This is a genomic window from Parendozoicomonas sp. 209JJ7-1, assembly GCF_058147085.1.
The window spans coordinates 136,515-162,080 of sequence record NZ_JBYVJU010000008.1; the positions used below are offsets into that span (position 1 = coordinate 136,515).

A 25,566-nucleotide genomic window follows, 5' to 3' on the forward strand; every position below is an offset into this window, starting at 1 on the left:
CATGGGAGTGAGTGTAAGCGATGTTCATGGTTTTTACTTCCTTTGGTGCACCTATCCACACCTCACCTGTGAAAGCTTCTGACAAAGCTTTATACTTTTTCCAGACCGGATTCAGTGTCCGAAAAACCAGATAATATAAGGGAAATCATTGTGTCCGACGTGGCTGTATTTCTTAATGATCCTCAACTGTGGGCCATCATCTGCCTGATTCTTGGCTTACTGGTTGGCAGCTTTTTGAATGTAGTTATCCACCGCCTGCCGGTTATGCTGGAGAATAATTGGAAGTCCGAATGCCGGATAATTCTTGACCAGGAACCTCTTCAGGAAAAATCCGAAAAATATAATCTTGTCACCCCCGTATCCACCTGTCCCAAGTGCTCCCACAAGATTCGTCCCTGGGAAAATATTCCGTTAGTCAGTTACCTGTTTCTCCGTGGACGCTGCAGCAGTTGCAAAACCTCCATACCCATACGTTACCCCGTTATTGAGTTAAGCGCGGGTCTTCTTGCCCTCGCCAGCGCTATTGCCTACGGCCCGGGAATGGCTTCATTTATGGCGTGCCTGCTGTGCTGGATGCTGCTGGCCATGTCGATGATTGATATCGACCACCAGCTGCTGCCCGACAATATGACCCTGCCCCTGCTCTGGCTCGGTCTCCTGTTAAATACATCAGGCATGTTTACTTCCCTGGAGAGCGCTGTATTTGGTGCCATTGCCGGATACATGTCTCTCTGGTCTGTGTACTGGCTGTTCAAACTGACAACCGGAAAGGAAGGCATGGGTTATGGTGACTTTAAACTTCTAGCCGCTCTGGGCGCCTGGATGGGCTGGCAACTGCTTCCAGTGATTATTCTTTTGTCATCCCTTGTCGGGGCTGTAGTAGGAATATCCATGGTAGTTATTCGTGGCCGTGACCGTAATATACCTATTCCCTTTGGACCTTATCTTGCTGCCGCGGGTTTGATTGCCATGTTCCAGGGGGAACAGCTTATTGCGGCCTATCTGCAGTTTGCCGGTCTTTAAGGGGATTATCGATTGTTTATAGTGGGCATTACCGGCGGTATAGGCTGCGGAAAAACGGTCGTTACAGACTATCTGGCCGAACAGGGAATCACCATCGCTGATGCGGACCATGCGGCCCGCGTGGTTGTTGAACCCGGCCGCTCAGCCCTTGAACGTATTGCGGAACATTTCGGCGGACACCTGATTCAACAGGATGGCTCCCTCGATCGCCGGGCACTGAGAAATATTATTTTTGAAGATGATTCACAGCGCCTCTGGCTGGAGCAACTCCTGCATCCATTAATTAACCAGCAACTGCGCGCAGAACTTGAACAGGCCACGTCTCCTTATACTGTGCTGGTATCTCCCCTGCTGGCAGAAACCCGCCAGAAAGCCATGGTTAACAGGGTGATGGTGATTGATGTACCCGAGAATATTCAGATTGAGCGTACCGTGGCCAGGGATAATATCTCCCGGAAACAGGCTGAGGCTATTCTGAAAAGCCAGGCCAGTCGACAGCAGAGACTGGCAATTGCTGATGATATTATTGATAACAGCCTGTCACTGGAAAAACTCTACGACCAACTGGCAGTCTTCCATCAGCACTATTTGCAACTGGCCTCACAGCATGGAGTTCCCTCTTCCTGATCGACCGCACAACTTACATTTACCACAACGTACTCCGCATTCCCTAAACGGCAGCCTTCCCCGCAAACGGCTGCCGTCAGGGAATGAATAGGCTGCCCGTGAGTGACCAGTATCACATGACCACTTCCCGGCCAATGTACAGCCCGAAACCATGCCTCCAGTACACGCTCCCGCACCTGCTCAGTGGTCTCACCATGGAACAGCTCCGGATGTTCCGGATACCAGTGATCCCCATGACCAAGAAAGTAATAGGGCAAACCATCCTGATAACCCAAGTCCCGTTCCAGCAACCGGTCATCAAACACAATCTGTTCCTGCCCATCCATACCCAGGGCGGTCGCGATGATATCTGCTGTTTCAGCGGTTCTTGGCAGGGGTGAGGAAATAATCACATCAATATTGTCCCGTGTATAACCTTCCCTGCGCATACGTCCCCCCATTTTACCGGCCTGCTCCCGCCCTTTGCTGGTAAGGTGAGCTGGAAAATAGTTGGGATTCGCAGGGTGGGTACTGAAACTCTGCAAAAGATTTCCCATGGACTGGGCATGACGTAGAATAATAATCTGGCGTTTCACCGGTGCCTTTCCTTCATCCCCATACAGACACGCTCCCTGGGTGAGACCAGACATCAGCAAAACGGAAACCATTACTTGACAGAGGAAAGGCTTCTGTCTGGCCAGGGAAACAATAACAGACAGAACACAGGCAGCAGGCAACATCAACAACCACACCGGCATAAACAACATATGCATACCCTTGGCAGGAAGGTGTCGGCGAAAAGGCGGTAAATGTAGCAGATACAAATACAGGTGCTGCATTATTCCCCCAGACAGGATCGCAGCCATTGTCACGGGCCGCTGTCTTCCTGTAATTTGGGTGGCGTCAAAGTTTATAAAAACACCCAGGCATTCATGACAACCTTTCTGCTTCGGCTCATCCCCGTACTTTTCCTGATCAAAATTTCCGGAGCGGCTCTGGCCAGTGAACTCTGGTATCTCGGGCAGAAACTGCCTGACGTTAACAGGCCATGGACGTCTTCCGACTATCGCCTCACCCTGAAATCCCTCAAGGCCATTGACGAGAACCAACCCGATGCCCTGCCCCGACGGGGAGGAAGCTACACAGGTGCTGTATTTGAACGTATGGTCAGCGAGGAAAATATTCGCGCTCAGCTGGATATCTACTCCTCCCTCGATTTCCGACGCGAAGAGGCTTCCCGCATCCTCTACTCCCTGCGGGAAATGATGCGGCTCTACTTTGATTTTTCCGCCAAACAGCAACCCTATGGCAGCGAAGCCCTCAGCCTGATGCGTCACTCCCTTCGCCAGCAGGCGGTGCTGTTTGAACTGACCGTAGAATTCTGGCTCACCCTGCCCGCTTCGGAGCAAAGCAATGAAGACCGGCTGGCAGGGTTGGCTGATACCAAAGACGCAGCCGCTCTGCTGGCATCCAGCGCCCTGGATTACACCACCCTGAATAGTCAGTTTGATGCCAAAGTGCTGGAATTGTATGCCTACGAAATTGGTAAAACCTTTCCCGAGCTCTACGTCCATCTGCGCCAGAAAGATCGCACCCACCTTTTGCAGAAACTGGATAAACTGACCTCGGAACAGCCCAATCCAGCGATCCGCAAAGCCCTCAGCGATCTGAAGCCCCTGCTGGTATCCATTGATAAAGGAATAAGTAAATAGCAAAACAGCCTTAATAAGGCATAACAAAATGTCTACGTTAGCTGAACCGATACGTCCCTGATCCGTCTTATTCTTTAGAGAAACACTTTATAAAAACGGATACAGGGTTAAGACCAGGAGAGGCCAATGCGTAGTTATCTTTCCAGCCTGCTGACAAATTCAGGTTCACTTGTTTTACTGGCTGCGGCAGCAGGCATAGTCTGCGGGCTGATAAATCTGCCAGCCCTCAACAGCCTGGCCACGGTTATTGGAGAACTGTTTATCCGCCTGCTGAAACTGGTCAGCACCCCCATTATCTTTTTCTCTGTACTCTCCACACTCACCGGCATGGGTAATCTGAAGGAAGCAGGTCACCTGGGAGGCCGTGTGATACGCTACACGCTGCTGACCACGGTTATCGCCGCAACGATTGCCCTGGGGTTGTTTCTTACCCTGGACCCTGCGGGCCAGTTGCACAGCGCATCTGTATCCGCACCCGCTGCGCAAGAGACCAATACCGGTTACTGGCAGTACGCCATTGATATTATTCCCAGCAATTTTATTGAGCCCTTTGTGCAGGGACAGGTAATCAGCGTACTGTTTCTGGCGCTGATCCTGAGTCTGGCAATCCTGTCTTTACCGGACCAGCGCAGGGAGCGCCTGAACAGCTGGTTTGAAGACCTGTTTGCCGCCATTATGAAACTTACGTCCGGTATTCTTAAACTTCTGCCTCTGGCGGTGTGGGCTTTTGTCACCGGCTTTATTGAAAGCTTCTCCCAGGATTCCGTTGGCGGCCATCTGGCCATGTACTTCCTCTGCATACTGCTGGCCAATCTGGTTCAGGCCATCGTCGTTCTGCCGTTGTTGCTGACCTCCAGGGGGATATCGCCTCTGCAGACATTCCGGGGCATGCTGCCCGCCCTGACCGTCGCATTCTTTGCCAAGTCATCCAGCGCAGCCCTGCCGGCAGCGATGGATGCAGCCCGGAGCAGGCTTGGCGTCAGTTCCCGGGTGGCAAGGTTCAGTTTTCCCCTGTGCACAACTATTAATATGAATGCCTGCGCCGGTTTTATATTAATTACCGTGCTCTTTGTCTCCATGTTGAACGGTATAAGTTTCTCCACAGCAGAGCTGGTTGCCTGGGTTGTTATTGCCACCATTGCCGCTGTTGGCAACGCAGGCGTTCCCATGGGCTGTTTTCTGCTGGCCAGCACCCTGCTCGCCACCATGAATGTTCCCCTGGAATTGATGGGGGTAATTCTTCCTGTTTATGCCCTGATTGATATGTTGGAGAGTGCGATTAATGTCTGGTCCGACGCCTGTGTCACCTGTATTGTTGATCGGGAAACAGACTCCGCCCCCATAGAGGCCAGCTCATAACTAAAGAATCACCGTACCTGTCAACCTGCGGGAGAACCGGTACTGATATCCTCATCCGGCGTTCCCGAATGGGGCTGAATAATACGACGCATACAGTCTGAAAAAGCTTCCATCTGCAATTCATCCGCCCCTTCTGAGAGAACTTCAAACGCCCCCTCAACATTTGGTGGGGTCGAACCTGTATCAATCACACCCCGTATTTCCAGCATATAGAGATCTCCCTTCGGCAACAGCGTGGCACAGCCCTGCAGGGTTTCCTGGGGTTCAAGGCTTTTCTGACAACCAGATAACAGCACCACAGCCAGAATCCCACCCAGAATTTCCATAAGGGGTAAAGATGAAATACGTTCAGACATAAAAGACTCCCGCTGGTTATTAACGGGAGCAGTCTGGTTCAGGGAAGGTCTTTGTCAAACATCAAGAAGAAGAATCAACCCATCTCAGAAATTACCCGACAAATAGCCCGGCACAGGAATGAAAGGTCTTCGTCGTTCATAATGTAAGGAGGCATCACGTAAATCAGTGTGCCAAACGGACGAACCCAGATACCCTCTTCCACCAGGCGCGGCTGAAGCGTCTGCATATCCACCGGTTCTTTCAACTCAACCACACCTATGGCGCCCAGCACCCGTACATCAGCAACAGCGGGCATAGCGGCACAGGGGGTGAGTTCTTCTGCCAGCTTTCTTTCAATACGGGCAACATCTTCCTGCCAGCGACCCCGGGAGAGAATATCCAGACTGGCGCAGGCAACACGACAGGCCAGTGGATTTCCCATAAACGTCGGACCGTGCATAAATACACCATTGTTGGAAATTGTATGGCTGACCTCTTCAGTACAGATGGCAGCAGAGAGGGTCATATAGCCACCGGTCAGTGCTTTACCAACGGTCATAATATCGGGGGTAATACCCGCATGTTCGCAGGCAAACATTTTTCCTGTGCGGCCAAAGCCAGTAGCAATCTCATCCAGAATCAACAGCATACCGTATTCTTTGCACAGCTCACTCACCCGACGCAGGTAGTGGGGTGAGTAAAAACGCATGCCCCCGGCCCCCTGCACCACCGGTTCCAGAATAACGCCGACCAGTTCTTTGCCGTGCTCTTTCAGGGCTTGCTCAAATTCCGTGATATACCGTTCATCCCAGGCATCATGAAAACCACAGGCCGGAGCATCCACAAACACATGTTCCAGCAATACACCACGAAACAACCCGTGCATACCATTCTCAGGATCACATACCCCCATGGCACCATATGTGTCCCCATGGTAACCACTGCGAACTGTTAACAGGCGCTTGCGCTTCTGGTCGCCTTTACTGCGCCAGTACTGAACCGCCATTTTGATGGACACTTCTACAGCAACGGAACCTGAGTCCGCCAGAAAGACTGTCTGCAAGGATTCCGGTGTCATATCCACCAATTTACGACACAACTCGATAGCGGGTTTGTGGGTCAGCCCGCCAAACATCACATGGGACATGTCCTCCAGCTGGCTGTGAACCGCAGCATTAAGTTCCGGATGGTTATAGCCATGAATCGCAGACCACCAGGAAGACATGCCTTCAATAAGCTCTCTGCCATCACTTAAACGAATGCGCACCCCTTCTGCAGATTCAACCGGAAAAATCGGGGTCGGATGAGTGACAGAGGTATAAGGATGCCAGATATGATCTCTGTCAAAACGGAGATCATCGCCAGTTACACTGCATTCAGGCGTACCCAGTTTTTTTTCTGCACAAGACACTTCAGACAAAACAACTTCAGACAAAACAGCTTCCCTTATTTGAACCGTACACTCTTTGAACCGAATAAGCAGAGATAATCCCTGTGATGGCCATAGGATATTATGAACGCACTGCATACCCAGCGATTACTTGTAAACTAAATTACCTTATTTAAGTTGACAACAAAATATTGCAGAGTCCTGCCTCTGCTCTATTCTTCAACCCACGAACAATTACTCATTGTTGTATTGCACCAATGAATAAAAACCGGGGATCTGTTGCCTGCTCACTGGCACTCCTATTAGCACTGACAGGTTCAGGCGCATTCGGGTTAATTTATTCTTTTCCCCGAATCCTCGGATACTACCCACCCCGCCTGGAACAGAAACCCGTCTTTTGCAGTTCAGATGTTCAAAAAATCCAGGCCGGCCAGACATTGAAAGTTATGACCTGGAATATCCAGGGTTTTGCCGGGAAGTATTACCCCTACTGGACAGACACCTTCTCAGCCCCCCTGATTACATCAGCCCATGTCGATAAAACCCTGAAAAGGGTTGTGGATGTTATTCAGGCAGAGAATCCCGACATCCTGTTTTTACAGGAGGTTTATCTGCAACACCCCCACGCACGGGAGCTTAACCAGCTCCAACAGATAACCAGAAAACTTTCCGAACTTTTTCCCTGCTACAGCTCCGCGACTTACTGGAAAACCCGTTTTATTCCCCACAAAAACCTGACATCACCATCGGATATGGCACTGGTCACCATGAGCAGATACCGAATGGACTCAGCCTCCCAACAACTCCTGCCACCGACCAAGAGCCAGAGAGCCCTGATACCTTTCTACCCCCGCCACTCCCTTCAAGAGGTTAACTTTCCACTGGCAGGGGGAGGAAGACTTACCACGATCAATACACACCTTGATGCCCCAACACTGGGAAGGGGCAACATGGGTAACCAGATTCACGCTGTATTACGCAGACTGACCCGGCTTTCAGAAAAAAAACGTCTGTGGCTGTTTGCCGGTGACCTCAACCTTCTCCCTCCGGGCTTTTATCAACACCTTCCTCAAAACCAGAAGTCCCACTACCCGGAGCTATCTCCATTAAAGCCCTTTTATCAGCAATTCACGGGGATCCCCTCTCTGGCGAATTTACAGGAGGAAAACGCCTCACAGTGGCTAACAGCCTATGACCTGAATCCCGCCAGGCTGGAACTGGTTCTGGACTATTTCTTCCACCCCCGAGCCATAGTCTCATCTGACAGCCGTGTTCTTCCCCTGCCCCTGGATATTTCTGATCACATGCCGGTGGCAACCCATATAACCCTTCCGTCGGGATATAGCTCTCGCCACAATTGATCATCTGACATACAATCCCGTCTCTTTTGTCTGAGCCTGTCGTGGGATTATGAACGCCCTGTTTGTTGAGCAGTTATCGACCATCGATTTTTCATTTCTCTGCCCCGAGCGAGGACTTGTCGGGGAAACCTGGCTGGTTGACGTAGTGCTCTCCGGGGAACTGAATGATGAAGGCATGGTGTTTGACTTCGGTCATGTCAAAAAAGAAGTCAAAAGCATGATTGACAGCTATGCCGACCATGCCCTGCTGGTTCCCATTGAAAATACGGCAGTTCAGGTTCAGGAAAACGAAAAACAGAGAGAAGTGACTCTTCAGCAGAACGATGGTGGAACAATTCGTTGCCGGGCACCTCTTCAGTCCATACTGCCTCTGCCAGTGACAGAAATTACTCCGGACAATGTCCGCCCACTCCTTGAAAAGTATATTCTGGCTGGGTTGCCGGATAATGTCACCGGTATTGAACTGCACCTTTACCCCGACAATATCCAGGGGGCTTATTACCACTACAGTCACGGGCTGAAGAAACACCAGGGTGATTGCCAGCGTATAGCTCACGGTCATCGCTCGCCGATCAAGGTGTTTGTCAATAACCAGCGCAGTCTTGATCTGGAAAAAGAGGTTGCCCATACCTGGAAGGATATTTATATCGCCACCCGGGAAGACCTTATTTCAACCACTCAAATTGATGGCCTGGAACACAATACCTTTGCCTATCAGGCACTGCAGGGGCAATTTGTGCTTCTTATTCCTGCTCGCCAATGCTACCTCATGGAGACAGACACAACTGTCGAACTGATGGCCGCTTATCTGGCCGAAAAACTCGGACGCAAAGCCCCTGGCAAATCAATCAGAGTTATTGCCAACGAAGGTTATTGCAAAGGCGCTATCGGTCACTTCCCTGGCGAATAACAGTCCCTGACAACAGTTTCTAGTAATGAGAATGAGGTTTGGGTGCAGTAAAAGAAAAAGGCTGTAGAGGAAGCTGGCTATTTATATCCGGTTTTAAAGAATCATTATCTGCCCTGCAGACCTGGCCACTGCACATGGGATAACTTTTGCTGGTCAGCATGCTTTCCTGCACATTGAAGGTAACCACTGGAATAGAAATAGAATTTGCCCGTCTTTCTCTGGGTGCCCTCTTCACAGGATAGGGGTCAGAGATTTTCCTTCTGGCCCTGCGGGTACCAGGATGATTTGAAGTTCCCGGTGGCTCATTACTGTCCCCGCTCACCTCTCTTCCTGACACAGCTCTTACCGGAACAAAAACGGAAGAAAGCGGCCAAGTGGCTGTCTGCACATTCGCCGTACAACTTGACTGTATAATATAAGGCTCAATATGCTGCCGGGGACTCGCCAAAAAAGCAGAACTATCAGAGAAAAAGAAAACATCACGGGCCTTCCTCCCCCTTCCCCTTTCAACATACGCGATATTCGGCTGCAGATTCGACGATGTATCCCAAACTTCGTACCAGGTATTTCCATCTTCCCCTATAAAAATGCTACTTCCTGTAGACAGAGCCAGGGTATTAATATCCTTGTTATAAGTCATCGACTGAATAGAAGTCATGTTTTTTAAAGGGCGCAGACGATCCTGGAGAGCGTTGATATCAACCACCTGAACCTGTTGGCGTTCATTTGCAAGCGTTAGCACGTTATGGTCACAGGCAAAGAACACAAGTATCTGAGGGGTTGCGATTATCAAACCATTTTCAGTAACGGCCATTCCCTTTATCTGCTCTGCACTCTCAACAACATCTCTTATGGACATACTGGCAACCAGTTTCATCCTCCCTGTCTCTGCCTTAAATTGATAGAAAGACAGTCTACTACCATAGGCAATCAGTAAATCAACAGGTCCCTTCTCATTCAGTTCTAATCGGCCCGAGACATTCAATAACCATGAAATATCGTCAGGAAATTCCTTGTCCTGATCAGTTAGGAAATCAACGTCTCCCTCGCCCTCTTTGTCCAGGCTATCACCGCCCCCCTGGGGTATAAGCACATTGATAAGTTCCTCAGAAAAAAACGGTACTAACATCTTTTTATTTTCATCATCCGGATCTTGATTCTTGTCGTTATGGTATGTCATCCCGGAATTACTTCTGAATCCCAGCAAAGCCTCCTGATAAGAAACCAGCCTGGGGGAAAATTCTTTTACAAATACCTCATTTTTACTGGCCATAAACAGCCTGTACATCAACCCTTCCCCAACACATGATGCAGGAACCTGTTGTGTAGCAATACCACCGGTCAGCCCCACGCCTGAATGACTGAGAAAGAAATCTCTTCTTAAGCCCAGCTCTTCAAGGTCAATGCAGAAAAAACCACCATCCTGTTCAATCCGCAAACATATGCTTCTACCATCTTCCTGCAGCCATACCGACATATTAGAGCTGCAGTCCGACAAACTGGCTCTGGGAGAAGGCCTGCTCCCCGGGACCAAAGCACTGGCACCCACCGCAATACTCCAAAGCAGCAATGTGCGAAAAGTAAATAAAGCTAAGGCCCGGATAAAAATAGCGTAATCCCCCCAACAATAAACAGCACACAAGGTGTTCTGCCACAACAACCCCATACATTTAAGCGGAAAAAAACTGATGCGCCAGAGGTGGAATTACTTAAAGACATCAATAAAAAAACCCACGCCCTGCATAAAGCAGGACGCGGGTTTTCAGCAATACTGGGTCAGTAGAGCCGGGTGGAAGATGATTACATCATACCGCCCATGCCACCCATACCGCCCATACCACCCATGCCGCCCATATCAGGGGCAGAAGCAGCCTTGTCCTCAGGCATATCAGCAACCATGGCTTCGGTAGTGATCATCAGGCCAGCTACGGAAGCAGCAGCCTGCAATGCGGAACGGGTGACCTTGGCTGGATCCAGGATACCCATTTCCATCATGTCACCAAATTCGCCGGTTGCAGCGTTGTAACCGAAGTTACCTTCACCGTTGCGAACCGTCTCAACCACAACAGCAGCTTCGTCACCGGAGTTGGCAGCGATCTGACGGATAGGACCTTCCAGGGCACGCAGAGCCAGAGCGATACCGGCTTCCTGCTCCTTGTTGATACCTTCAACAGAGATGTTGCTCAGGGCACGGATCAGGGCAACACCACCACCGGCAACTACGCCTTCTTCAACAGCGGCACGGGTTGCGTGCAGAGCATCTTCAACGCGGGCCTTCTTCTCTTTCATTTCCACTTCAGAAGCAGCACCAACCTTGATCACGGCAACACCGCCGGCCAGCTTGGCAACACGTTCCTGCAGCTTCTCTTTGTCGTAATCGGAGCTGGAGTTCTCGATTTCAGCGCGAACCTGCTCAACACGGGCAGAGATGTCTGCCTGGTTGCCGGCACCGTCAACAACAGTGGTGTCGTCCTTAGTGATAACAATGCGCTTGGCAGTACCCAGGTCGTCCAGGGTTACCTTCTCCAGGCTCATGCCAATCTCTTCGGAGATCACAGCACCACCGGTCAGAACAGCGATATCCTGCAGCATGGCCTTGCGACGGTCACCGAAACCAGGTGCCTTGACAGCGGAAACCTTAACAATACCGCGCATGTTGTTCACAACCAGAGTCGCCAGAGCTTCGCCTTCAACATCTTCAGCGATGATCAGCAGGGGCTTGCCAGCCTTGGCCACGGCTTCCAGGGTCGGCAGCAGATCACGGATGTTGGAGATCTTCTTGTCGAACAGCAGGATGAAGGGGGTTTCCAGTTCAGCAGACATGCTTTCCTGGTTGTTGATGAAGTAGGGAGACAGGTAGCCGCGGTCGAACTGCATGCCTTCTACAACATCCAGTTCATTTTCCAGAGAGTTACCTTCCTCAACGGTGATAACGCCTTCCTTGCCAACCCTTTCCATTGCTTCAGCAATGATGTCACCAACGGTTTCATCGGAGTTGGCGGAGATAGTACCTACCTGGGCGATAGCCTTGCTGTCGGCACAGGGAGTGGACATGTCCTGCAACTGGGCAACAACAGCGGTAACAGCCTTGTCGATACCACGCTTCAGATCCATGGGGTTCATGCCGGCGGCAACGTACTTCAGACCTTCGTTTACGATGGACTGAGCCAGTACGGTTGCGGTAGTAGTACCGTCACCTGCCTGGTCGTTAGCCTGGGAAGCCACTTCCTTAACCAGCTGGGCACCCATATTTTCGAATTTGTCTTTCAGTTCGATTTCCTTGGCTACGGATACACCATCCTTAGTGATGGTGGGCGCGCCGAAGGACTTCTCCAGCAGAACGTTGCGGCCCTTGGGGCCCAGAGTTGCTTTTACCGCATCAGCCAGGACGTTTACGCCCTCAAGCATTTTTTTGCGGGCGTCGTCACCGAATTTGACTTGCTTGGCAGCCATCTTGATGTTCCTTGAATCGGGTTAGATAAAGTCGTTGAACAAACAGCCTGTGCTGCTTATTCGCTTTCGATTACGGCAAAGATGTCAGACTCAGCCATCAGGACGTGCTCAACGCCGTCAATCTTGATGGTGTTGGAATCGCTGTGGTAACCGCCAAATACGACCTTGTCACCCACCTTCACGACCAGCTCAACCACGTTGCCGTTGTTGTCGATACGGCCAGAGCCGACAGCAACAACTTCACCACGATTGGTCTTCTCGGCCTTACCGGGCAGTACGATACCGCCGGAAGAAGTAGTCTCGCTTTCAAAGCGGCGCACGAGCACCTGGTCACGCAAAGGACGGAGCTTCATTGATAGTCTCTCCACTGTCTTTAACAGAGCTATGAATTACTTGACCGGCAAGCCGGCAATACCCAAAAAACACTTCCCGTCCAGCCCGGAGCTGCCCTTGGGAAGCCAACGGAAAAACGCCATAAACGGCCAGTTTCCCGCTAAACTGTTCGCTGGTGCTTCGTATAAACCGAAGCTGACCTCTTGCCCGACATAGATAGGGCCAGCCATTTCGCATTTCAACCCCGGATAGAAAAAAAATTAATCTTCCCTGCGAAATTCACCATCAATGGCATCACTGTCCCCGGCAGATCTGGAAAAATGACCGTTAAACCCGGCACCGGAAACATGTCCATTCATAGTGGCCGAGGTATACATCTGGAATCTTGAGCTGCTGGACATTCGCTTAATCAGGACCCTGCGCAGGGGAGGAATCAAGCCACAGAAGGCAATAACATCAGTAATAAAGCCGGGAGCCAGCAGCAGGGCACCACAAAACGCAATAACCAGCCCTTCCATCATTTCCATAGCCGGCACTTCCCCCACAGCCATTCTCTGGCGGGCCCGGGTCAGGGCGCTGAAGCCCTCCCGGCGCAGCAAGTAAAGCCCTGCCGATGCGGTAAACAGAATCAGAGCTACGGTGGGCAGCACGCCAATCAGGCTACCCACCTTTATAAGAATCATCAGCTCCGTAATCGGGAGCAGGACCAGCAAAAAAAAGCCAAAACGCACTGTTTTCTCCGTTTGAGACAGAAGTCCCCTGATTGTAAAAGCTATATGGCACTGGCCTGAGTGATTTCAAGGTCTGTCTGGAAAAAGTTCTGAACTATCAGCCCGGCGTTAAGCCTCGGTACATTCTTACTTAAGAAGGTGCTGGGTGTTCCGGAATCCGGCAGCGAGTGCAGTGCCATGCTCTTCGGTATGGGCAACAAGAAAGCCCGCAAATTGGGAGGATCAGCTCTGACAGCCGGGGGAACAGCCTCTATTGGTGCCCTCGCCTGGAAAGCTCCCTGAACCCGGCAGAGATTGCCAGAAAAGTTCGTTCCCCGGAACAGGCTTCCGAGGTCTATCTTATATCCTTGCTGATTATTGATGAGCAGAACTTTATGGAGAAAAGCTATTTACAGGAGCTGTCCAGACAGATGAGTCTGGAGCCGGAAGCGATAGCACTGCTGGAACAAAAAGCCCGGGATACCCAATAAAACACCCTTCCAATATCCGAGGATCAGGTTAACAACCCGTGAATGCCTTTCATTTCTTTCAGCAGTTTCTGCACAACCCGGCTCAGACCGGAGCCATCATGGCATCCGGGCCGAGCCTCTGTCAGCAACTGGTACAAACAGCCAGAGTGGAAAAGGCCGGAACCATTCTTGAATTCGGCACAGGGACAGGGGTGGTGACGGAAGAGATCTGCCGCAGAAAACCGCAGCAGGCAGAATTAATAGGTTTTGAAATTAACAGTACCTTCGCTGAAGCCACCCGCCGGCGCTGTCCCCAGGCAGATATTATTGACGGCTGCGTAACCTCAGCCCGTGCCGTTCTGGAAGAACGCAACCTGGAATACTGCGACACCATTGTCAGCGGGTTACCCTGGGCTGCTTTTTCCGCCCATGTGCAACAGCAGTTTCTGAGAGCCGCCATAGAAGCATTGCGCCCGGGCGGTTACTTCGTGACTTACGCCTATGTCCATAGCCTGGCGTTGTTTACCGCTCAGCAGTTTCACAAGAACCTGCAGAGCTCCTTTGACTATGTCAGCAAAAGCTCGATTATTTGGGGCAATCTTCCCCCGGCTATAATTTATATTGCCCGGAAAAAAGACCACACAGCAGAGGTTCAGGCACTGTAACTGACGGCCCGTTCCTGTAACAGTCGCCAGATACCTCCCTGTTCCAGCAATGCCCTGCGCGCCAGAGCAAAGCCAGCATACCAGGGACTGCTATAGAGCTGGCTGTTCACAATTTTTACGCCAACACCATCACTCAGAGTGAGGGACTGGGTATCCAGTGCATGCTGTATCACCGGATGCACCACTTTCTCTGCCCTGAACATTTCGCCGGCCAGAATAACCACGTCAGGCCTGATCAGGTTCACCGCCATGGCGATGGCCTTGCCCAGTTTTGCCGCTGTATCCCGGAGCAACAGCTCAGCCAGAGCATCTCCACCCTGAGCAGCCTCAACAATATCGCCCACCGAAACCAGATGTCTCTCAGAACGCAAAGAGCGAAGTACACTCTCCGCCCCCTCTTCCAGCATCTGACGACAGCGGCGCTCAATCACCGAGTTGGAAACCTGGGTTTCGAGGCAGCCTATATTGCCGCAGTAACAGCGCTCACCCAAAGGGTCAGTCTGAATATGGCCAATCTCCCCTACAGCCAGGCTGCTGCCTTCGTAGAGTTTTCCATCCAGCACCATGCCAGCACCCACACCATTATGGACAGTCACCAGCAGGCTGTTAGGAATGTTGCGACTGACGCCAAAGTGGTGTTCGGCCAAAGCCATTGATGAAATAAAGTTGCCAAGATAACAGGGCAGTCCAGTTGCTTCCGTCACCTGCTGCGCAAGGGGGAGATTATCAACCTTAAGATGGGGCAGAAAACGAATCACACCATCACTGGAATGAACCAAACCTGGTGTTGTCAGGCCGATACCGGCCAGGCAGTGAATGCGTGCAGAATTGTCATTGATGAACTGCCGCAGGTTAGCAATAAAATGGGTGCTGAATGCAGACTCACTGGCCGGAGAGCAAGGCACAGATATACGTGCCAGCAATTCGCCGGACAGATCACACAAGCCAAAGTGGAAATCTGTTCTACCCGTCCGGGCAGCCAGAATCTGGATCTGCCCGGGAGCAGGCATCAGGGATGTGGCTTTGCGCCCCCTCTCGGACGACTGAGTTTCACACTCAACCACCAGCCCCGCTTCAATCAGCCGCCGGGTAATACGCGTGACACTGCCAGCAGAAAGATTACAGTTACGGGCAATCTGTATGCGGGAAACAGGATGGCTCTCAACGATTGTTTTGAAAACGACAGAGGTATTCTGCTCTTTAACGAAATCCAGATTGGCAATGGCCACAGTATTAAATTTCCCTTTACACCTACATCAACTTATACCGGCCTCTACTGGCAAATAGTGACCACCACTGACAGTTGCCCGAACCTGATAACTTTCGTCAACAACCACCAGATTGGCGATCTGCCCGGCAGCCACATTTCCAAACTTTCGCTGCACTCCCAAAACCCTTGCCGGATTACATGTCGCCATACGAATAGCAGCCGGTTCCGGTATGCCCTGGGCAATACTGTTTCTCACTGCCTCAACCATAGTCAGGGCAGAACCGGCCAGTGTGCCGTCGGCATTCATACAGCAGCCATTCCTATGGTAAATGGTCTGACCGGCAAAACGAAACTCAGTCATATCCGTTCCTGCCGCTGTACTGGCATCGGTGACCAGTACCAGACGGTCCTGCAACAACCGGTGGGCGATACGCATATTTTCCCATGCCAGATGATGGCCATCGGCGATAATACCTGCTCCCAGGGTGGGGCTGTCCAGTGTCGCGCCCACCAGCCCTGGCTCACGACTGCCTAGTGGGCTCATGGCATTATGCAGATGGGTAACAAAACCAGCGCCGGCTTTCTCAGCCGCTCGTACCTGCTCCGCCGTAGCATTACTGTGACCGAGGGAGACAACTATTCCCGCTTGAGCAAACACCTGAATTACACCATCCGGACACACTTCCGGAGCCAGCGTTATCATGCGAATGACATCGCTATTGTCACAGATATAGTCGATCATGATCTGTGAAGGCGCGCGTATCTGACCAGCGTCATGTATACCTTTGCGGTCATGATTGAGATGCGGACCTTCCATATGAAGACCATGTACCCGCTCTGGGCAGGACTGCTGATAGGCCCTGACCACCTCAACCGCTGCACGAATATCATCATCCGGGCTGGTAATCAGGGTTGGCAAAAATGAGGTACAACCTGCCTTCAGATTGGTGTGATGCATGATATCCAGAGTTTCACCGGAGATATCATTGTTAAACAGCACACCGCCACAGCCGTTTAACTGCAGATCGATAAACCCGGGGACGATAGTCAATCCGCTCAGATCGGTCACCAGACAATTATTCGGAACTTCATCCTCACGGCAGACTCCAACGATTTCGCGACCTTTCAGCACAATCGCATTGGCCGTCTTATCACCGCCTTGCTGTTGCCCCGTACGAATAAAACAGTTCACAAGTGCATGGCAGATTTCAGACACAGGCAGGCTCCGCAGGGTGCGAACTTTTAAATCCAGTGTGGCCGGGTCATCGCACACCATGACGGCTTTAGGATGGCTTTGCAGGGCAGAGACTGTCCACATATGGTTTATCGCACCTTCCACTGCGCAGTTTTTCGGGTATCACTTAAAGGAATAAAACGCATTCTCCTTCACTCCCTGCTTCTGAGCTGACAGGCCATTCTCATAAATAACAGCTACCCAACCCGGATATTTCTAAAATATACGAGCACCTTACACAATTATTTTTCATTGAGAATGATAAAGTTCAAAAAATCACAATAGAAACCACAAACACACAAAGAAACTGCCACAAAGCACCATCTTATCGAGCATTTAATTTTTATTAAAAAATAAATAGTTAATATAGTCACACTGTCGTATCACGCAAACAGGTAGCGGTATATACAATGAACATACTTGGATATCTGCAAAAACTCGGTAAGGCACTGATGCTGCCTATAGCCGTTCTACCCGTAGCAGCACTTCTGCTTCGATTGGGGCAAGATGACCTGCTTGGCATAGCATTTATGGCCAAAGCCGGGGATGCCATATTTGGCAATCTGCCGCTCCTGTTTTCACTGGGAATCGCTGTGGGTATCTCCAAAGACTCAGCCGGTGCTGCAGCCCTGGCCGGTGCCATTGGCTACTTCGTGCTGACCTCCGCAGCCGGCACCATTAATGCTGATATCGATATGTCCTTCTTCGGCGGTATTATCAGCGGTATCGTGGCCGGACATACCTACAACCGCTTCCATAATACCGCCCTGCCCGCTGCTCTGGGCTTCTTCAGTGGCAAACGACTGGTGCCTATTGTCACCGGCCTTTCCATGCTGTTGATTGCCTGGGTCTGTGGTTATGTCTGGCCATCCATCCAGAATGGCATAGATGCTTTCGGCCATGGCGTGGCCGAGTCCGGCGCTATTGGCCAGTTTATCTACGGTACAGTGAACCGTGGCCTTATTCCCTTCGGCCTGCACCATGTACTGAACTCCTATTTCTGGTTTGGACTGGGAGAGTTCCAGGGAGCCACCGGTGACTTGGGTCGCTTCTTTGCCGGCGACCCTGAAGCTGGCGTATTCATGACCGGTTTCTTCCCTGTGATGATGTTCGGCCTGCCTGCAGCCGCACTGGCCATGTATATAACCGCCCGCAGCGAGCGCAAAGCACAGATTGGCGGCGTACTCTTTTCTGTCGCCCTGACGGCTTTCCTCACCGGTATTACCGAGCCTCTGGAATTTATGTTTATGTTCCTGGCTCCCGGCCTGTATGCCCTGCACGCAGTCCTCACCGGTTTGTCCCTGGTTACCACAAACACTTTGGGGCTGGCCCACGGCTTCGGTTTCTCCGCCGGTCTGTTTGATATGGTGCTGAACTGGGGCCTTGCCACTAATCCAGGCACTCTGATACTGGTTGGCCTGGCTTTTGGTGGTGTCTACTTCATGACCTTCTACGCAGCTATTAAAGCCTTTAACCTGAAAACTCCTGGCCGTGAAGAGGAAGACGCTGTACAGGCCGTTCCGCAAACTTCCAACGTTACAGGAATGAGTGAAAACGCCTTCAAGGCCCGCCAGTTTGCCAAGGCACTGCGCGGTTTCAGCAACATTACCAATATTGATGCCTGCATCACCCGCCTGCGTATGTCTGTCAAGGACTCTTCCATCATTGATGACCAGGTGATGAAAGCTCTTGGAGCCTCCGGTGTCGTACGCATCAACGACACAAGCATCCAGATTATCCTCGGCCCTCTGGCAGAAATTATTGCCGGCGAGATGAAGTCCATCCCCGTCACCGAAAACCTGGACACTATTCAACTGCCAGCACAGACCAACACCGCTGCCCGAGACATTCTGGCCCAAAAATACCTGAAAGCCCTGGGAGGTCAGAACAACCTGACGGAGATTGACGCCTGCATTACCCGCCTGCGTCTGACAGTCAAAGAACGCTCAATCATCAATGAGAACACTTTGAAAATCCTTGGAGCCACCGGTGTCGTGCCGATTGGCGAGAATAATGTGCAAATAGTTGTTGGCCCTGAAGCAGAGATTATTGCCGGGCAAATCCAGCAGCTTTGTGACCAGCACCCTGGCGAAAAGACAAATACTGCAGCAGAGGCTTTTGCATGACACAAATTGAGAATGGGAGCCAGCCTGTGCTGGCTCCCCTCTCTGGAGAACTGGTCAGCCTTGACCAGTCTCCAGATCCGGTTTTCGCCCAGCGCATGGCCGGGGACGGCGCTGCCATCAACCCAACCGACAACACCGTGCTGGCTCCCTTCACCGGTACTATCACCCAGGTTCACAGTTCAAAACATGCGGTTGCGGTAAAAAACGACGTTGGTATAGAGATTCTAATTCATGTGGGTGTTGATACCGTCCTGCTCAAAGGTGAAGGTTTCAGCACTCTGGTCAATGTTGGTGACCAGGTTCAGTCAGGCCAGCCATTGCTGACCTTTGACAGTGAGATCGTCGCCGCCAAAGCCGCCAGCCTGCAGACCGTTATTCTGATGACGTCATCGAACACAATCACTCCTGCGGATTTTGGACAGTACATTACCGCCGGAGAGAGCACCGTGTTTTCCGTAGCAGCACTTGATTCCACCACTACGGAAGCCTCAGTTTCTTCCAGCGACCTGTCGGAGAAAACCTGTTCACAAGAGGTCATTATCCCCAACCCTGCCGGCCTTCATGCCCGCCCCGCAGCCAGACTGACCGGCATCGCAAACTCCTTCAACGCGAAGGTCACCCTGAGATCGGCTGATAAAAATTCAGAATGTGCCGCTAACAGCCTGACCGCCATTCTTGGGCTGGAAACTGTTCTTGGTACACAGCTGACAGTCACAGCCCGAGGCTCTGATGCAGAACAGTCACTGGCAGCGGTTGTTGAAGGCATTGCGTCAGGTCTTGGTGATGATATCTCTTCCCACACCACACTTAATGAGAAGGAGGAAGAACTCCCCGAGGAGCCGCCTCTGCTGGGAGCTGAAGCAGCGGACAACAATATCCTCAGCGGCATTAAGGCCGCTCCGGGCTCAGCCATAGGTTCGATTTTCCAACACTCTCGCAACCTGCCCTCCTACCCGGAACAGGGCGTCGATATCGAAGAAGAACTTGGCCAGCTAAATTACGCTCTGGATAAGGCCCGCACTGAGTTACAGGTTCTGACGAATTCACTGAGAGAAACCATGCCAGACCAGGCGCAGGTTTTTGCCGCTCATCAGGCTCTGCTTAATGATCCCAGTATTCAGGATGCTGCGGCCCGGCATATTCGTGATCACAAAAGCGCGATCTGGGCATGGCACAACAGCTTCCAGCAGGAAGCTGATCACACACGACAACTCTCTAATTCATTGCTGGCGGCCCGGGCTGCCGACATAGAAGACGTTGGTTTAAGGGTTCTGTCCCACCTTTTAGGCGTCAATATCAGCCTTACAGACCTGCCGGAAAACACTGTACTGGTACTGGAAGATATCACCCCCTCGGAAGTGGTCAGCCTGAACCGGGACAATGTCTGCGGCATCTGCACCATAGCCGGTGGTACAACGTCCCATTCAGCGATTCTCGCCAGCTCCCTGGGCATTCCCTATCTGGTGAATACCTCTGCAGAGATCCTGTCCGCAACCAACGGCACACCTGTGATTGTTGATGCCGACAATGCCCAGATCTATCTCAACCCCGAGCCGGAACAGGTCAGCAGGTTCAGGAAGCAGAAACAGGCCAGCCAGGAAGCCATGATGCAGGCCAGGGCTTCAGCCCATAAACCTGCCGTGACTCTGGACGGCCAGAAGGTCACTGTCGCTGCCAATATCGGCAGCCCGGCCGATGCCCGCGCAGCGGTTGAAAACGGTGCCGAAGGTGTTGGCCTGCTGCGTTCCGAATTCCTCTATCTGGACCGTACCTGCGAGCCGACCATCGCTGAACAGCAGAGTGTTTACAAAGAGATTCTCGACACAATAGACCCGCAACACTCTGTTGTTATCCGCACTCTGGATGTTGGCGGAGACAAGCCCCTCTCCTACCTGCCTCTTCCCCGGGAAGAGAATCCGTTTCTGGGGGAACGGGGAGTGCGTATATCCATCCAGCGTCCGATACTGCTGCGCAAACAGGTGCGAGCGATCTTTGCCGCAGCGAAAGGCTACTGTCCACACATTATGCTGCCAATGATCAGCTCCCTTGATGAGTTTCGGGCAGTTAAAACACTAATTGTCGCGGAGCAACAAAAAGCAGATATAGAGAAGATGGAACTGGGCATTATGATCGAAGTGCCCTCCGCAGCACTGATGGCTGACAAATTTGCTCCGGAAGTGGATTTCTTCTCCATCGGCACCAACGACCTGACCCAGTACACCCTGGCAATAGACCGCAGCCACCCCCGCCTTGCAGCAAGAGCCGATGGCCTGCATCCGGCAGTTCTACGGTTTATTGATATGACGGTGAAAGCAGCTCAGAAAGAAGGCAAATGGGTAGGCATCTGCGGCGGACTGGCCAGCGACCCGGATGCTACAGCTGTACTGGTTGGTCTGGGCGTGGAAGAACTCTCTGCCAGTATTCCGGCTATTCCTTTGATCAAAGCCAGAGTAAGGGAGCTGAGTATTGAGAACTGCCACGAACTGGCACAGAAGGCTCTGCAACAGAGTACTGCCTGTGATGTACGACAGTTACTTAAAAATAAATGATCCCGTATAACCAACTATAAATCAGCAAGTTTGAGGGTGAGAGCACAGAGCACCAGCGGTTGATTTCTGTTAGCTTTTTGGGTAGTGGGCCAAATGTGTGTTTCATGCGTAAATATCCCGACCAAACTCGACCTTGTTTATGAGCATTCCGATAACGATATCGTGCATCTTTTCTAACTTGGAAAAACATATAGTCTTACGGGCTAAACGCTTTATCCATGTTCTAAAATTCAGATTCTTTCGCTCGATCTTCTATGTATTTCTCTTGCCCACTTCATGTTTGTGCTCATCGAGATTTCTTTCATAGGCACCCCAGTCATCAGTGTAAAATTTCTGGATACCAAAAGGCTCCAGAAGCGCTTTCAGTTTGCGAAAAACATCATCTTTTCTCTTTCCAAAAATATAGGCCAAAACAATGTTGGTCTTATGATCGACGGCATACCAGAGCCAGCGCTGGTTGGCTTTATTGCCAACAAATGACCACTGTTCATCGAGTTCGGCAGCATCACACGCAAGCAGGATATGCGCCGATGTATCGCACTCTGCGTCTAATACCCAGCGGATATGAGAGTTAACCGATACAAGCTTTCCTTCTTGGCTTGCGATCGTGCTGATAACAGTACTTTTGTTGATCCTGAGAACGCGCCCGATACCCCGAGTACCGCTGCCATTGATTGCTATATCCAGGACCTGTTTTCGAATACCTGGCATACAAGCCCTGTAGCGATATTCGAGCATAAAGGTTTTCGTGTCACACTCCTGGTTTTTACAGCGGTAACGCTGGCGGCCACTACCGTTTTAGGGATAGTAAACGACATTATAATTATATTTGGGGTGTGTTAGTGTTCATCGGTGCACTGAATAGAGATAGTGACATTTTGGGGACAAATATTGATGAATTTTAATGGGGTAGGGTGTCTATGAGTCTTGCGATGGCGTTTGTCGTTGTATTTGTTGTTTCGGTAGTGATTAAATACGCCTGTGATACATTCGAGCAAAGTGCCGAATACCTTGGGCGGAACATGAGTGAAGGGGGGAAAGGGGGGTTAATTAACGCAATAGGGTCATCTTTACCTGAAATGATGACCGCTTTTGCCCTGTTGTTTTTGCTTAGGGATGAGTCTGGTTTTGCCGCTGGTATATCTGTGACAGTCGGAAGTGCAGTCTTTAATGCTGTGGTCATACCGCTGGTATGCATACTTGCAGTACGCTTTTGGGGGGCTAACGGGAAGCGAGTTAAGGCTTTTGAAGTCAGTAAGGTCGCACTCAAGAGAGATGGTTTCTGGTTGTTGATGAGCGAATTTGTCTTGATAGCAATGCTGATGGCTTTTGATGTGTTTGAGTGGTGGATGGGGGTCGTGCTTCTTATCGTGTATATGGGCTATTTGATACACATGCTCAAAAGCTGTAATCAGGACGGAGAAGGTGATTATGAATATGAATCTTTGGAAAACTCATCAAAGTTCATAGCTCTGGTTAAGTTTGATTTTAACAAAGTGTTTTTTAATGACCGTCCAGTTACAAATTTATCGGCAAGTGTTAATTTGCTACTTGCCACTGTTGTAATTGGTATTGCCTGTCACTTTCTAAGTGTTGCTGTAGTTGATATTTCTCGTGGTTTAGGTATTCCTGTTTACATGTCAGCGCTTATTTTTGCAGCTGCGGCGACGTCTGTTCCTGATACTTTTTTGAGTGTTAAAGATGCTGTGAAGGGTGAGTATGATGACGCCGTAGCGAATGCTTTTGGTAGTAATACTTTTGATATTACCGTTGCTTTAGGTTTGCCCTTAATAGTCTATGGGCTGGTTTTTGGCGCGATCCAAATGCCGGGAAGTGAAGAGTTGGCTGTGTTGCGAATTGTTCTGGTTGGAGTTACTTCCATTGTATTGGCGCTATTGTTTTTCCCGAAAAAAGTGAATGGCTGGACTGCCATAGGTCTTTTCTCTCTTTTTGCTTCCTGGGTTGGATATTTGATGTTGGCAATATAGCAGGTTTGGGTATTTATGATTTAAATGGGCTTATTTATTCCAAGGTCGATTAATCGATCTTGGAATATCTAAAATCGTATGACTGGTTCTTTAAAGCTGGTAAATATTAAGGTGTTTAATAATGAAGTTGGCGGTTTTTGATTTTGATCAAACATTGATTCTAGAAAATAGCCTCAGCTGTTTGTTTAAGGCAGCAGCAGATAAAGAATTTCTTTGGTTAATGGTTTTACCTCTATTTTTTACGCGGGATTTTTGGCGTCAACCGAAGTTTAATATTAAAAAGTATCTCTATAGTGCATGTCTCAATGGTCTTGATGAAAGGGAGGTCTATGATATTGGGTTGCAATGTGCCAAGTATTTTACGCCAAACCAGAAGGTAGTTGATGCTTTGCTTCGGCATAAAGCTAGCGGAGGTGAGGTGTGGATTGTTACTGCATCGCCGGAGTCGTATGTTCGTGGTATTGTCGACCGCTTAGGGTGGCCTTGTTGCAAGGTTATAGGTACGAAACTGGTTGCAAATAATGGTGTTTTAACAGGTGAATTCAAACGAGAGTGTGCATTTGAAGAGAAAGTTTTACGTATTAAAAAAATGATTGAATTAGATGGCCGCTACTTAGATGCTGTATTAGGTTACGGTAATTTACCGCCGGACAGTCCTATGCTCTCCATTGTACGGCAAGGATTTGTTGTGAATGGGAGTGGGGTGCGCCATTTTAATAGGACTGAAATTGGGTGATAGATTTCCTGTGGATAAGTGAAAGCGGGAGTTTATTTCAAATAATCACTCTTTCAATATAAGTGTACTAGTGCAACTAAGCCCTGAAAACCCCACCGAAGTAGAAATATGTTTTAATAGCTCTCAGGGTTTCCACAAGAAATAAGAAGTAGCAGGGATGCCAGCAGATTATTGCAAACAGTTTGTTCTTGATGCTCAGCAGCGTGAAGAGCTTGACAGTATCGTACGTAAACGCAGCAGTACTCAGGCTCAGGTTCTGCGAGCCAGAATTATCCTAGCTGCTGCTGAAGGACTCAGTCTTCGGGCATCAGCAACAGCTCTGCAGTGTGACCGCGAAACCGTCACGCTCTGGCGTAAGCACTGGATTGAACGCTCCGACCTGTCCTCTGTTATCGCGCGCCTTAAAGACGCTCCTCGTCCGGGTCACCCTCCCAAATTTTCTGCTGAACAGATTTGCCAGATTATGAAACTGGCCTGTGAGAAACCGGAAGACCATGGATTTATATTAAGCCACTGGTCCCAGAATGCCCTGGCTAAAGCCGTTGTGAAAAAAGGCATTGTCGATTCTATTTCCCAGCGCCAGATCGGGCGATTTTTAAAATCAGGCCGACATTCGTCCCGATAAGGTTCAGGGCTGGGTCAACACCCCCAAAGACGAAGCGTTTGATGAACGCTGTGCTGATGTCTGTGAAACTTATCAGCAGGCCCCGGAACGGAATAAGCAGGGCATTCGCACCATTTCTTTTGACGAAAAGACTGGTATACAAGCATTGGAGCCTGTTTCGCCGGGCAAATGCGTTCAGCCTGGTTATATTGAAAAACGTGAATTTGAATACCGGCGACATGGCACCCAGGCCCTGTTAGCGGGTATGGATGTGGCGACGGGTAAGATTACGCCCCTGGTTCGTGATACTCGCAGTGAGCAGGATTTTGCTGACTGGTTGCAGACCATGCTGGATAGTGATGACAATGCTCTTGGCTGGCATATTGTCATGGATAACCTCAACACGCATATGTCAGAGGCTGTGGTCACAATGGTGGCGGAGATTGAAGGAACGCCGTCGTCAGAACTGGGGGTTAAGGGGAAGTCCGGCATTCTGAAAAACGTGAAAAGCCGGACAGCTTACCTGTCTGATCCGTCTCACAAAGTGGTGTTTCACTACACGCCAAAGCATGCCTCTTGGCTTAACCAGATAGAGATCTGGTTTTCAATTCTGGTAAGACGATATCTCAAACGAAGCAGCTTCTATTCAAAGGACGCTTTGAGGAGTGGGCTCCATGCATTCATACAGTTTTTCAATGAGACGATGGCCAAGCCCTTCAAATGGACTTATATGGGCAGGCCATTACAAGCATGAGATGGCCTGGCTATTTAGGCTATGCAGCACTAGTAAT

Annotated in this window: 23 protein-coding genes and 1 pseudogene; 14 read left to right on the top strand and 10 right to left on the bottom strand. The window is 50.4% G+C overall.

Annotated features, from left to right (window positions below):
* Positions 1-150: 150 nt before the first annotated feature.
* Both ACY2RQ_RS10010 and coaE read left to right on the top strand, forming a co-directional pair.
* Positions 151-1,023 (top strand): prepilin peptidase, encoded by an 873-nt coding sequence (locus tag ACY2RQ_RS10010; protein WP_490112829.1) that lies wholly within the window; start codon positions 151-153, stop codon positions 1,021-1,023.
* Positions 1,024-1,044: 21 nt separating this feature from the next.
* The gene (coaE, locus tag ACY2RQ_RS10015) at positions 1,045-1,650 is read left to right on the top strand and encodes a dephospho-CoA kinase (protein ID WP_490112889.1); all 606 of its coding nucleotides are present in this window, start codon (positions 1,045-1,047) and stop codon (positions 1,648-1,650) included.
* On the opposite strand, the gene ACY2RQ_RS10020 is transcribed toward coaE, so the two are convergent.
* A complete protein-coding gene (locus ACY2RQ_RS10020) occupies positions 1,608-2,468 on the bottom strand; it encodes a histidine phosphatase family protein (RefSeq protein WP_490112830.1) in 861 nt (286 codons plus the stop codon). The two genes, coaE and ACY2RQ_RS10020, sit on opposite strands and share 43 nt — an antisense overlap.
* Before the next feature lie 93 nt (positions 2,469-2,561).
* Here ACY2RQ_RS10020 and ACY2RQ_RS10025 point away from each other — a divergent pair, with 93 nt between their 5' ends.
* Both ACY2RQ_RS10025 and ACY2RQ_RS10030 read left to right on the top strand, forming a co-directional pair.
* Positions 2,562-3,341, top strand: a complete 780-nt coding sequence (locus ACY2RQ_RS10025) for a hypothetical protein (RefSeq protein WP_490112831.1) — start codon at positions 2,562-2,564, stop codon at positions 3,339-3,341.
* Positions 3,342-3,467: 126 nt separating this feature from the next.
* The gene (locus ACY2RQ_RS10030) at positions 3,468-4,700 is read left to right on the top strand and encodes a dicarboxylate/amino acid:cation symporter (protein WP_490112832.1); all 1,233 of its coding nucleotides are present in this window, start codon (positions 3,468-3,470) and stop codon (positions 4,698-4,700) included.
* A 20-nt stretch (positions 4,701-4,720) separates the two neighbouring features.
* Here ACY2RQ_RS10030 and ACY2RQ_RS10035 read toward each other — a convergent pair whose 3' ends face one another.
* Together ACY2RQ_RS10035 and bioA are read right to left on the bottom strand one after the other, a co-directional pair.
* The gene (locus tag ACY2RQ_RS10035) at positions 4,721-5,056 is read right to left on the bottom strand and encodes a hypothetical protein (RefSeq protein WP_490112833.1); all 336 of its coding nucleotides are present in this window, start codon (positions 5,054-5,056) and stop codon (positions 4,721-4,723) included.
* Between the two features lie 74 nt (positions 5,057-5,130).
* On the bottom strand, positions 5,131-6,426 hold the full coding sequence (bioA, locus tag ACY2RQ_RS10040; protein ID WP_490112890.1) for an adenosylmethionine--8-amino-7-oxononanoate transaminase: 1,296 nt from the start codon (positions 6,424-6,426) through the stop codon (positions 5,131-5,133).
* Positions 6,427-6,872: 446 nt separating this feature from the next.
* On the opposite strand from bioA, the gene ACY2RQ_RS10045 reads away from it, so the two are divergent.
* The gene (locus ACY2RQ_RS10045; RefSeq protein ID WP_490112834.1) at positions 6,873-7,787 is read left to right on the top strand and encodes an endonuclease/exonuclease/phosphatase family protein; all 915 of its coding nucleotides are present in this window, start codon (positions 6,873-6,875) and stop codon (positions 7,785-7,787) included.
* A 49-nt stretch (positions 7,788-7,836) separates the two neighbouring features.
* Positions 7,837-8,697 (top strand): 6-pyruvoyl trahydropterin synthase family protein, encoded by an 861-nt coding sequence (locus ACY2RQ_RS10050; RefSeq protein ID WP_490112835.1) that lies wholly within the window; start codon positions 7,837-7,839, stop codon positions 8,695-8,697.
* Positions 8,698-8,716: 19 nt separating this feature from the next.
* On the opposite strand, the gene ACY2RQ_RS10055 is transcribed toward ACY2RQ_RS10050, so the two are convergent.
* The 4 genes from ACY2RQ_RS10055 to ACY2RQ_RS10070 form a co-directional block, all read right to left on the bottom strand.
* On the bottom strand, positions 8,717-9,970 hold the full coding sequence (locus ACY2RQ_RS10055) for a hypothetical protein (RefSeq protein ID WP_490112836.1): 1,254 nt from the start codon (positions 9,968-9,970) through the stop codon (positions 8,717-8,719).
* 527 nt (positions 9,971-10,497) lie between these two features.
* Positions 10,498-12,150: a chaperonin GroEL gene (gene groL / locus ACY2RQ_RS10060; RefSeq protein WP_490112837.1), complete on the bottom strand. Its 1,653-nt coding sequence runs from the start codon at positions 12,148-12,150 to the stop codon at positions 10,498-10,500.
* Between the two features lie 56 nt (positions 12,151-12,206).
* Positions 12,207-12,503, bottom strand: a complete 297-nt coding sequence (locus ACY2RQ_RS10065) for a co-chaperone GroES (protein ID WP_490112891.1) — start codon at positions 12,501-12,503, stop codon at positions 12,207-12,209.
* A 240-nt stretch (positions 12,504-12,743) separates the two neighbouring features.
* Positions 12,744-13,214 (bottom strand): FxsA family protein, encoded by a 471-nt coding sequence (locus ACY2RQ_RS10070; protein ID WP_490112838.1) that lies wholly within the window; start codon positions 13,212-13,214, stop codon positions 12,744-12,746.
* A 167-nt stretch (positions 13,215-13,381) separates the two neighbouring features.
* Between ACY2RQ_RS10070 and ACY2RQ_RS10075 the strand changes: the two genes are divergently transcribed.
* Both ACY2RQ_RS10075 and ACY2RQ_RS10080 read left to right on the top strand, forming a co-directional pair.
* Positions 13,382-13,684: a DUF533 domain-containing protein gene (locus ACY2RQ_RS10075; RefSeq protein WP_490112839.1), complete on the top strand. Its 303-nt coding sequence runs from the start codon at positions 13,382-13,384 to the stop codon at positions 13,682-13,684.
* A 38-nt stretch (positions 13,685-13,722) separates the two neighbouring features.
* Positions 13,723-14,328 (top strand): class I SAM-dependent methyltransferase, encoded by a 606-nt coding sequence (locus ACY2RQ_RS10080; protein ID WP_490112840.1) that lies wholly within the window; start codon positions 13,723-13,725, stop codon positions 14,326-14,328.
* Here the strand turns inward: ACY2RQ_RS10080 and ACY2RQ_RS10085 are convergent.
* Both ACY2RQ_RS10085 and nagA read right to left on the bottom strand, forming a co-directional pair.
* Positions 14,316-15,557: an ROK family protein gene (locus tag ACY2RQ_RS10085; protein ID WP_490112841.1), complete on the bottom strand. Its 1,242-nt coding sequence runs from the start codon at positions 15,555-15,557 to the stop codon at positions 14,316-14,318. The two genes, ACY2RQ_RS10080 and ACY2RQ_RS10085, sit on opposite strands and share 13 nt — an antisense overlap.
* Before the next feature lie 27 nt (positions 15,558-15,584).
* Positions 15,585-16,856 (bottom strand): N-acetylglucosamine-6-phosphate deacetylase, encoded by a 1,272-nt coding sequence (nagA, locus tag ACY2RQ_RS10090; protein ID WP_490112842.1) that lies wholly within the window; start codon positions 16,854-16,856, stop codon positions 15,585-15,587.
* Between the two features lie 326 nt (positions 16,857-17,182).
* Here nagA and nagE point away from each other — a divergent pair, with 326 nt between their 5' ends.
* The gene (nagE, locus tag ACY2RQ_RS10095; protein WP_490112843.1) at positions 17,183-18,898 is read left to right on the top strand and encodes an N-acetylglucosamine-specific PTS transporter subunit IIBC; all 1,716 of its coding nucleotides are present in this window, start codon (positions 17,183-17,185) and stop codon (positions 18,896-18,898) included.
* Complete coding sequence (gene ptsP, locus ACY2RQ_RS10100; protein WP_490112844.1) at positions 18,895-21,447, top strand: phosphoenolpyruvate--protein phosphotransferase; 2,553 nt, start codon at positions 18,895-18,897, stop codon at positions 21,445-21,447. The genes nagE and ptsP overlap by 4 nt, the downstream gene beginning before the upstream one ends.
* 102 nt (positions 21,448-21,549) lie before the next feature.
* Here ptsP and ACY2RQ_RS10105 read toward each other — a convergent pair.
* A pseudogene (locus ACY2RQ_RS10105) lies at positions 21,550-22,227 on the bottom strand (IS1 family transposase); the annotation flags it as partial.
* A gap of 140 nt (positions 22,228-22,367) precedes the next feature.
* Between ACY2RQ_RS10105 and ACY2RQ_RS10110 the strand changes: the two are divergent.
* The 4 genes from ACY2RQ_RS10110 (at position 22,368) to ACY2RQ_RS10125 (ending at position 25,529) form a co-directional block, all read left to right on the top strand.
* Positions 22,368-23,435, top strand: coding sequence for a sodium:calcium antiporter (locus tag ACY2RQ_RS10110; RefSeq protein ID WP_490112845.1), 1,068 nt, complete (start codon positions 22,368-22,370; stop codon positions 23,433-23,435).
* Between the two features lie 121 nt (positions 23,436-23,556).
* A complete protein-coding gene (locus ACY2RQ_RS10115) occupies positions 23,557-24,171 on the top strand; it encodes an HAD family hydrolase (RefSeq protein WP_490112846.1) in 615 nt (204 codons plus the stop codon).
* 157 nt (positions 24,172-24,328) lie between these two features.
* Positions 24,329-24,796 carry a helix-turn-helix domain-containing protein gene (locus ACY2RQ_RS10120; protein WP_490112847.1) on the top strand — a complete coding sequence of 156 codons (468 nt, stop codon included), beginning with the start codon at positions 24,329-24,331 and terminating at the stop codon, positions 24,794-24,796.
* Between the two features lie 112 nt (positions 24,797-24,908).
* Positions 24,909-25,529: a transposase gene (locus ACY2RQ_RS10125; protein ID WP_490112892.1), complete on the top strand. Its 621-nt coding sequence runs from the start codon at positions 24,909-24,911 to the stop codon at positions 25,527-25,529.
* Positions 25,530-25,566 lie beyond the last annotated feature (37 nt).

What these genes read in the sequence shown, in the direction of transcription:
- ACY2RQ_RS10020 (WP_490112830.1), bottom strand. Translation starts at nt 2,468, where the DNA reads ATGCAGCACCTGTATTTGTATCTGCTACATTTACCGCCTTTTCGCCGA.
- ACY2RQ_RS10025 (WP_490112831.1), top strand. Translation starts at nt 2,562, where the DNA reads ATGACAACCTTTCTGCTTCGGCTCATCCCCGTACTTTTCCTGATCAAA.
- ACY2RQ_RS10030 (WP_490112832.1), top strand. Translation starts at nt 3,468, where the DNA reads ATGCGTAGTTATCTTTCCAGCCTGCTGACAAATTCAGGTTCACTTGTT.
- ACY2RQ_RS10035 (WP_490112833.1), bottom strand. Translation starts at nt 5,056, where the DNA reads ATGTCTGAACGTATTTCATCTTTACCCCTTATGGAAATTCTGGGTGGG.
- ACY2RQ_RS10045 (WP_490112834.1), top strand. Translation starts at nt 6,873, where the DNA reads ATGACCTGGAATATCCAGGGTTTTGCCGGGAAGTATTACCCCTACTGG.
- ACY2RQ_RS10050 (WP_490112835.1), top strand. Translation starts at nt 7,837, where the DNA reads ATGAACGCCCTGTTTGTTGAGCAGTTATCGACCATCGATTTTTCATTT.
- ACY2RQ_RS10055 (WP_490112836.1), bottom strand. Translation starts at nt 9,970, where the DNA reads ATGGCCAGTAAAAATGAGGTATTTGTAAAAGAATTTTCCCCCAGGCTG.
- groL (WP_490112837.1), bottom strand. Translation starts at nt 12,150, where the DNA reads ATGGCTGCCAAGCAAGTCAAATTCGGTGACGACGCCCGCAAAAAAATG.
- ACY2RQ_RS10065 (WP_490112891.1), bottom strand. Translation starts at nt 12,503, where the DNA reads ATGAAGCTCCGTCCTTTGCGTGACCAGGTGCTCGTGCGCCGCTTTGAA.
- nagA (WP_490112842.1), bottom strand. Translation starts at nt 16,856, where the DNA reads ATGTGGACAGTCTCTGCCCTGCAAAGCCATCCTAAAGCCGTCATGGTG.
- nagE (WP_490112843.1), top strand. Translation starts at nt 17,183, where the DNA reads ATGAACATACTTGGATATCTGCAAAAACTCGGTAAGGCACTGATGCTG.
- ptsP (WP_490112844.1), top strand. Translation starts at nt 18,895, where the DNA reads ATGACACAAATTGAGAATGGGAGCCAGCCTGTGCTGGCTCCCCTCTCT.
- ACY2RQ_RS10110 (WP_490112845.1), top strand. Translation starts at nt 22,368, where the DNA reads ATGAGTCTTGCGATGGCGTTTGTCGTTGTATTTGTTGTTTCGGTAGTG.
- ACY2RQ_RS10115 (WP_490112846.1), top strand. Translation starts at nt 23,557, where the DNA reads ATGAAGTTGGCGGTTTTTGATTTTGATCAAACATTGATTCTAGAAAAT.
- ACY2RQ_RS10120 (WP_490112847.1), top strand. Translation starts at nt 24,329, where the DNA reads ATGCCAGCAGATTATTGCAAACAGTTTGTTCTTGATGCTCAGCAGCGT.